This is a genomic window from Bacillus sp. mrc49 (assembly GCF_002803435.1).
This window is the reverse complement of the sequence record NZ_PHNG01000592.1, coordinates 1-7,119: the sequence shown is the minus strand read 5'-3', so window position 1 is coordinate 7,119 and position 7,119 is coordinate 1. Positions and strand designations below refer to the sequence as shown.

Below are 7,119 nucleotides of genomic sequence, written 5' to 3'. Positions count from 1 at the left end.
AACATTTCAAATAAATTGCTCACTGGCGCTTCCTCCTTTTTAGATACGTTTCCCCTGATTGTACTATGTTTAATCATTTAACCATTCTTTCCTACCCTGCCTTTTTTAGAATACTCCAGCGGCCCGGTAAATTCCAGCCACATCTCAGCACCGAAAACAGTGATGGCGTTTGCGGGTTGACCTAAATTTCCTTATACTGAAACTATGTTATATTAAAGCTATAATAAGACTTAGGAGTGATCGTAATGAGTGAAGCAGCACAAACACTGGACGGCTGGTATTGTTTACATGATTTCCGCCTGATCGATTGGGCATCTTGGAAAACGTTATCAAGTGACGAACGCCAACTAGCCATCTCGGAGTTCCAAGGTTTACTCGATAAATGGAATATGACCCAAAGCGACAACGAAGGCAGCCATGCCCTATATTCCATCGTTGGCCAGAAAGCGGACTTCATGCTTATGTTTGCCCGCCCGACAATGGAAGAATTGAATGCAATCGAAAATGAATTCAATAAAACGAAGCTTGCCGAATATTCCATTCCGGCTTATTCATACGTTTCAGTGGTGGAGCTAAGCAATTACCTTGCAGGAGGAGATGGTGAGGACCCTTATCAGAACCCTCATGTACGTTCCAGACTGTATCCCATCCTGCCAAAGGCGAAACATGTTTGCTTCTATCCAATGGACAAGCGCCGTGAAGGCGATGACAACTGGTATATGCTTTCCATGGAAGAACGCAAAGGCTTAATGCGTTCACACGGCTTGATCGGCCGCAGTTATGCTGGCAAGGTAAAACAAATCATTTCCGGCTCGGTCGGATTTGACGACTATGAATGGGGCGTAACACTTTTCGCGGATGACGTCCTTCAATTCAAGAAATTAATTTATGAAATGCGTTTTGATGAAGTGAGCGCCCGTTACGCTGCGTTCGGCTCTTTCTTTGTAGGCAATATTCTGCCTGAAGAAAACATAGCCTCTTTCCTCTACGTATAAGATACTTTAGCTTCCGGCTTCCGGAAGCTTTTCTCTTTTTTCACCCTCCTCCTTTTTATTTTCCCCAGCTATGGAATAAATCCAACACACATCCCATACATTTTCAATAGTGATGAATGTAATTTTTACCGGCTCATTCGACGTCACAGGAAAAGAAAACAAGGCAACGCCTAAATCCAGCGAGGTGAAGGAACGTTACTTCTATTTAGATTACGTTTAGCGGATATCACTTTACCCGCGTAAACCAGGAAAGGCAACGTTATGTATCGCTTAAAATTCATTGTGTGTTTTTAAGCTGCCGGGGATTGTATCGAGCGGTCGCTATAAATCGCACTGTTGCTTCAAGTACTCGGCTTTTCGCCACCAAAATCAAAAAGCCTTGAATTTTAGGAGGGAATGCAATGTCACAAAATAATCCTTATGGTAACTACCCGTATGGTGGAAGCCCCTATTACCCGAATGAAAACAATGAGTCCAGCCAGCGGCAGCAGACACCATACCAGCAACAACAGTCTTTCCCGCAGCAAGCCTATCAACAGCCGGCATACCAGCCTCAACAGCCAACCATAGCCGGCACGCCGCAGCAGATCCCGATGCCGATGAATCAATCGACATCTCCACCACAGGTACCTGGCATGCTTCCAGTCGAAGCATCATACATCGAAAACATCCTGCGTTTGAACAAAGGGAAATTAGCGACCGTTTATACAACATTTGAAAATAATAAGGAATGGAATGCAAAGATCTTCAAAGGAATCATCGAAGCTGCAGGACGTGACCATTTGATCATAAGCGACCCGCAAACCGGCAAACGGTATTTAATCCCGATGGTGTACTTGGACTACATTACCTTTGATGAAGAAATCGAATACGACTATCCATATGGAGGGGCAGGGCTTGCCACCTATTCGCCAAGGTGAATGAGATGATAAAAAAGGGGCCTCAGAATCTTATCGATTTTGAGGCCCTTCTTCATGGAGATGTTTTTTTTGATCCTGCGCTTACAAGTACTTATAGGCAGCAATGACCATCAATACCCAAGCTGCCAAGAAAGACACTCCGCCAAGCGGTGTGATGGCGCCTAACACCTTGATCTGCGTGACGCTTAGAACGAACAGGCTACCGGAAAAGAGGATGATCCCGATTAACATAAGCCAGCCAGACCAATTGACTAACGGGCTTGAGATTTTTCCAGCCAATAAACCGATTACTAATAAACCAACCGCATGGAACATTTGATATTGAACGGCCGTTTGCCATGTTTCCAAATATTTATCGGGTATCTTCCCTTCGAGCCCATGGGCTCCGAATGCACCTAGTGCGACAGCAATGAACCCATTGATTGCGCCTAAAATGATGAACAGTTTCACTATGATTTCGCTTCCCTTCGCTGCTTTTAAAAATCGAATAAGGACTCTCCATTGGCTTCATCCATTTTGACCGGCTCTACATTCGGTGTAGCCGTCATGATGGGCTGAGACAATGTGATTGGCTTCGAAATGCCGCTTCCCACTTTTTCATCAACCATTACTTCACATAAGGCTTTAATGGCAATGACATATCCCTGCACCTTATCCTCTGAATTTGCCTGCTTTGCCTTCGAAGCAAGCTCTTCGATTTTGTCCAGCATTTTTCTTGAAGAAATATCCAAATTTACCACCTCGTCCATATACAGGTCAAAACTTTCATCACTAGCATAGCAAAAATCAAGCAAGAAAACACCCTTGTAAAACCCTCTACTTCATATTTTTCTTGGCTGTAAATTCGAGGCACACCTGCCCCGATGATCTAAACACATCAAGAGAAGGCAGGTTTGCGGTTTTGAATTGAAAGGCACGGCACCCTTTTGGAAAGTTGGGATCCCACGTGACGTAAAAATGACGGCACAGCATGCAATTCACCCGCTTCATGTTCCTTTTCGACTCATCGCACCCGAGATTTCCCAATCAATGGGCGATTCCCCCATTTCCATAAGAAATTGATTGGTTTTGGAAAACGGTTTGCTGCCAAAGAACCCACGGGAAGCCGAGAGCGGACTCGGATGCACGGATGTAATGATTTTATGGCGGCTTTCATCAATTAAAGGGATCTTCGTTTGTGCCGGTTTCCCCCATAAGATAAAAACGATCGGTTTCTGCCGCTCACTCAGCAGGCGGATGACTTGATTCGTAAAGTTTTCCCACCCTTTTCCCCGGTGTGAGTTCGCTTCTCCTTCACGGACAGTCAAGACGGTATTCAAAAGAAGCACACCTTGTTTTGCCCACTCAACAAGGCATCCCTCATCTGGAATGTCAGTGCCTAAATCGGCATGAAGTTCCTTAAAGATGTTTCTTAATGAAGGCGGAATGCGCACCTCCGGTTTAACGGAAAAGCTAAGGCCATGCGCTTGATCGGGCCCATGGTAAGGATCCTGCCCAAGAATGACGACCTTCACGCTTTCATAGGCCGTATAGTGAAGTGCATTGAAAATATCGTCCTGATCCGGATGAATGACCTGCTCTTTGTACTCTTGCTTTATGAATTCCCTTAGCTCCTGGTAATATTCTTTTTTGAATTCCTCTTTCAATAGAGGCCACCAATCATTTGTTAATATGTGCTTTGCCATATGCATAGCCCCTTTCTTCTTTTAAACTATATTATATCAAAGATCGGCCTTCGCCTTTTTGATAGACCATGATATATGTTTCTTTATACCCCTTAATTGGGAAAACAGATAGTTAGCAAGCAATTTAACCATGTTGGAGGATTCCCTATGAAAAAATGGTACAAAAGAAAACGATTTTACCTGCTGGTTGGCATTTTGCTCGTCATTACGGCAGTGATCGTCTATAACAGCTACAAGCCCCTTCCCAAGGGCATTTCCTATGAAGGGAAGGTTCATCATGTCGAGGATGTCGACTTCATCTATGATCTTTCCTATCACGATGAACAAGGGAATCTTAAACATGAGCAGCGAATTTTTCAAACCATCAATAATGCCATCGAAGAGGCGGATTCTTATATCATAATCGATATGTTTTTGTTTAATGATTTTTATGATGAAAAGATAAACTTCCCAAAGCTAACCAAGACACTGACGGATAAACTGGTTGCCCAAAAGAAAAAGAAACCCGGACTCCAGGTGATATTCATTACCGATGAAGTGAATACTTCCTATAATGCTTACAAGTTGGAGGCGCTAGAAACCATGAAGCAAAATGGCATCGATGTCGTCGTGACCAATTTAGACCGACTTCGCGACCCGAACCCTCTCTATTCCGGCGTGTATCGGACCTTTTTCCAATGGTTTGGCGAAGAGGGAAAAGGCTGGATCGTGAATCCAATGGCTAAGACTGCACCAAAGGTCACCTTTCGTTCTTACCTTAGGCTGATGAATATTAAAGCCAACCACAGGAAAGTGGTCGCGACCGAAAAAACGGCGATCATCTCATCTGCCAACCCCCATGACGCGAGTGGATTCCATTCCAATATCGCGTTTCAGATGAAGGGGAATATCATCGGTGATTTCATTAAAGCGGAGGAAGCGGCTTCGAATTTCTCCGGCGGTCCAAAGGCATTCCCGGAATTCAACGAGGCGGCCGAAGAAGATAGGGGACCGGTCTCGGTGCAATTGCTCACGGAAGGAAAAATCAATACGCATGTCCTCAAAACGATAAAAGATACCAAGAAAGGGGACAAAATCCACCTTGCAATGTTCTACATTGCCGATCGTGAAGTGGTCGAAGCGTTAACGGACGCCGCTAAACGGGGCGTGAAGATTCAGATGATCTTGGACCCGAATCAAAACGCCTTCGGAAGTGAAAAAATCGGCCTCCCGAATCTCCCGGTTGCCGCCGAATTTGAAAAGCTGGGGGATGAAAATATTTCGATCCGCTGGTACAAAACCGATAAAGAACAGTTTCATACAAAGCTGATGATGATACAAAAGGAAAAAGAAACGATCGTTCTTGGCGGATCAGCCAATTACACCTCACGTAATCTCGATGACTTTAACCTTGAAGCGAATGTTGAAATCCATGCACCAAATGATGCGGACATTTCTTATGATGTCGCTGACTATTTCCAAAGACTTTGGACAAATCGCAACGGAACATACACTGCCGATTATAGTGAATATCAGAAGGACCTTCCCGTTTTCAAATATTTAGCATACCGCATCCAGAAGGTGTTTCGCTTCACCACTTATTAAATTATTTTGTCATAAGATGTTTAGGCACTCGGAAATAAGGTTATATACTACTATAGCTAATTAACAATCACGATAAACAAGATTCCATTTACCTATATTCCAGAGAATCTTACATTAAAATTCAAGGAGGAGTTTATATGTATCAAGTACATGTAGTAGAAAACGGTTTACAAGCAAAGGAAAAAATCGATGAGTTAGTCACTTCAGGATATACGAAGGACGATGTTTACTTGTTCGCTCATGACAAAACCCGTTCGAAGCACCTTACCGAGAATACGAATACGGAAGATGTAGGAATGAAGGAACAGGGCTTCCTCGATACGGTTGGCAATCTCTTTAAATCACGCGGAGATGAGCTTCGTAACCGTATGAGCAACCTTGGCCTTAGCGACATGGAAGCAGAACGTTACGAGGAAGTGCTTGACGAAGGAAAAGTCGTCATCGTCGCTTCTAAATAATTCAACAGACATAAGGTAGCATTTACCCTATATATAAGAAACGGGGCCCATCAACGGGCCCCGTTTTTTGCTATTCATTATCCTAGTATACTTTGGTAGGCTGCCTTTGCCTGGATCATATCCTTCGTACCGTGTATCAGCGCCCTGCCATCCTCAAAAATGACCATCCGCACTCCATCTTTTTCGCAGGAGAGGAGAAAAGGATTGAATTTCACTGCATAGCCACTTCCAACCAGACCTTTTGCCAGCTTCTCGAGCTGGAGCTTAACTGGCTTGGGCGGCCTGACCTGCACAGTGTCCCTTCCGCAAAGGACCGCTGTTTTCGTTGCGTTATCTCCGGTTAAAAAAGGATAAGATCTCTGCTCGCCGCAAGAAAGGCAATCCTTCTTTTTCGCTTTTGTTAATTTCACAGATTGGTATTGGTTTCGCCACAGATCAAACGTAACGAGTGCCGGACGAATCGCGTCCCGATTCCCTGAAAGGATTTTCAAAGCCTCGGCCATTTGGTGGGCCGCCACCATCGTGACCGCAGGTGATATGATTCCCCCTGTGTCACAGGTCATGCCCTGAATGGGGATCGTTTTAAGCAAACAGTGCAGGCAAGGCGTATTTCCGGGAAGGATCGTCAAGGTCATGCCGACACTGCCGACGCATGCCCCATAAATCCACGGAATAAGAAGCTTTTGTGACAAATCGTTAATGATCATCCGAGTTTCAAAATTATCGGTTGCGTCCAATATCAAATCAACCCCGCCAAGCAGCTGCTCCAGGTTTTGCGCGGTTGCGTCCATGATGATGGCATTCACTTCCACTCCATGATCGATCTCTAGCAAATGACGCTTTGCGGCTTCAGCCTTTGGAAGCCTCTCTTCGACGTCCCGTTCCGTATACATTTGCTGGCGCTGTAAATTACTAAGCTCCACATAATCCCGATCCACGATCGTGATTTTCCCTACTCCCGCACGGGTAAGGGCCTCTGCGTTTGCAGCTCCCAATGCGCCTGCCCCCAGGAGTAAAACATGCTTCTTTTGGATTTCCAATTGACCCCGCTCACCGATCGGGGCAAATAACGTTTGCCTGGAATATCGTTCTTTCACATCGTACACCATATCCAATTCGCTCAACCTCCGCTTACAGGTGGAATGAAGGCCACTGTATCCCCGTCCGTTAAGATCGTCTCATCATCGGCAAATTCTTCATTGACTGCCGTCATTGCGGCTTCAAGGCTACCCAATTGATAGTCCGCCTTCAATTTTCTTTTCAGCTCGTCCACACTCCAGCCATTTCCTTCTATAGAAATGGACGCTTTTCCTGATTCATCCCTCAATTGGGCAAATAAAAGCACGTTAATCATGGATGTCCATCTCCTTCGGTTTTCCTGATGGATATGGTACGGTCTCCAACTGGTTCCCGACCCACGTTTCCCCATCCTCCCAATGTTCCTTCTTCCAAATCGGGACAATTTCCTTGATTCTTT

The 7,119-nt window shown here is 45.0% G+C and carries 9 protein-coding genes and 1 pseudogene; 4 read left to right on the top strand and 6 right to left on the bottom strand.

The window, feature by feature from the left end; translation table 11 throughout:
- The first annotated feature begins 245 nt into the window (after window positions 1-245).
- Both hemQ and gerQ read left to right on the top strand, forming a co-directional pair.
- Window positions 246-995, top strand: a complete 750-nt coding sequence (gene hemQ / locus CVN76_RS06230) for a hydrogen peroxide-dependent heme synthase (protein ID WP_061141320.1) — start codon at window positions 246-248, stop codon at window positions 993-995.
- A gap of 401 nt (window positions 996-1,396) precedes the next feature.
- Window positions 1,397-1,915: a spore coat protein GerQ gene (gene gerQ / locus CVN76_RS31715; RefSeq protein WP_232732116.1), complete on the top strand. Its 519-nt coding sequence runs from the start codon at window positions 1,397-1,399 to the stop codon at window positions 1,913-1,915.
- An 81-nt stretch (window positions 1,916-1,996) separates the two neighbouring features.
- On the opposite strand, the gene CVN76_RS06220 is transcribed toward gerQ, so the two are convergent.
- From CVN76_RS06220 to CVN76_RS06205, 3 genes are all read right to left on the bottom strand, one after another.
- The gene (locus CVN76_RS06220) at window positions 1,997-2,365 is read right to left on the bottom strand and encodes a DUF423 domain-containing protein (protein WP_061141322.1); all 369 of its coding nucleotides are present in this window, start codon (window positions 2,363-2,365) and stop codon (window positions 1,997-1,999) included.
- A 26-nt stretch (window positions 2,366-2,391) separates the two neighbouring features.
- Window positions 2,392-2,646 carry a YwdI family protein gene (locus CVN76_RS06215; protein WP_157805546.1) on the bottom strand — a complete coding sequence of 85 codons (255 nt, stop codon included), beginning with the start codon at window positions 2,644-2,646 and terminating at the stop codon, window positions 2,392-2,394.
- Window positions 2,647-2,901: 255 nt separating this feature from the next.
- Window positions 2,902-3,600 carry a uracil-DNA glycosylase gene (locus CVN76_RS06205; RefSeq protein ID WP_100530554.1) on the bottom strand — a complete coding sequence of 233 codons (699 nt, stop codon included), beginning with the start codon at window positions 3,598-3,600 and terminating at the stop codon, window positions 2,902-2,904.
- Window positions 3,601-3,747: 147 nt separating this feature from the next.
- Between CVN76_RS06205 and CVN76_RS06200 the strand changes: the two genes are divergently transcribed.
- Both CVN76_RS06200 and CVN76_RS06195 read left to right on the top strand, forming a co-directional pair.
- A complete protein-coding gene (locus CVN76_RS06200) occupies window positions 3,748-5,184 on the top strand; it encodes a phospholipase D family protein (RefSeq protein WP_100530555.1) in 1,437 nt (478 codons plus the stop codon).
- A 137-nt stretch (window positions 5,185-5,321) separates the two neighbouring features.
- Window positions 5,322-5,642, top strand: coding sequence for a general stress protein (locus tag CVN76_RS06195; protein ID WP_061141326.1), 321 nt, complete (start codon window positions 5,322-5,324; stop codon window positions 5,640-5,642).
- A 77-nt stretch (window positions 5,643-5,719) separates the two neighbouring features.
- On the opposite strand, the gene CVN76_RS06190 is transcribed toward CVN76_RS06195, so the two are convergent.
- From CVN76_RS06190 to CVN76_RS06180, 3 genes and pseudogenes are all read right to left on the bottom strand, one after another.
- On the bottom strand, window positions 5,720-6,739 hold the full coding sequence (locus tag CVN76_RS06190) for a MoeB/ThiF family adenylyltransferase (protein WP_100530615.1): 1,020 nt from the start codon (window positions 6,737-6,739) through the stop codon (window positions 5,720-5,722).
- 23 nt (window positions 6,740-6,762) lie between these two features.
- Window positions 6,763-6,996, bottom strand: coding sequence for a molybdopterin converting factor subunit 1 (gene moaD / locus CVN76_RS06185; protein ID WP_100530614.1), 234 nt, complete (start codon window positions 6,994-6,996; stop codon window positions 6,763-6,765).
- Window positions 6,989-7,119, bottom strand: a pseudogene (locus CVN76_RS06180) (molybdenum cofactor biosynthesis protein MoaE); the annotation flags it as partial. The pseudogene CVN76_RS06180 and the gene moaD, both read right to left, overlap by 8 nt.

Excerpts from the sequence above, each read along its gene's own strand:
- CVN76_RS06205 (WP_100530554.1), bottom strand. The coding sequence starts at position 3,600 with ATGGCAAAGCACATATTAACAAATGATTGGTGGCCTCTATTGAAAGAG.
- gerQ (WP_232732116.1), top strand. The coding sequence starts at position 1,397 with ATGTCACAAAATAATCCTTATGGTAACTACCCGTATGGTGGAAGCCCC.
- CVN76_RS06200 (WP_100530555.1), top strand. The coding sequence starts at position 3,748 with ATGAAAAAATGGTACAAAAGAAAACGATTTTACCTGCTGGTTGGCATT.
- hemQ (WP_061141320.1), top strand. The coding sequence starts at position 246 with ATGAGTGAAGCAGCACAAACACTGGACGGCTGGTATTGTTTACATGAT.
- moaD (WP_100530614.1), bottom strand. The coding sequence starts at position 6,996 with ATGATTAACGTGCTTTTATTTGCCCAATTGAGGGATGAATCAGGAAAA.
- CVN76_RS06195 (WP_061141326.1), top strand. The coding sequence starts at position 5,322 with ATGTATCAAGTACATGTAGTAGAAAACGGTTTACAAGCAAAGGAAAAA.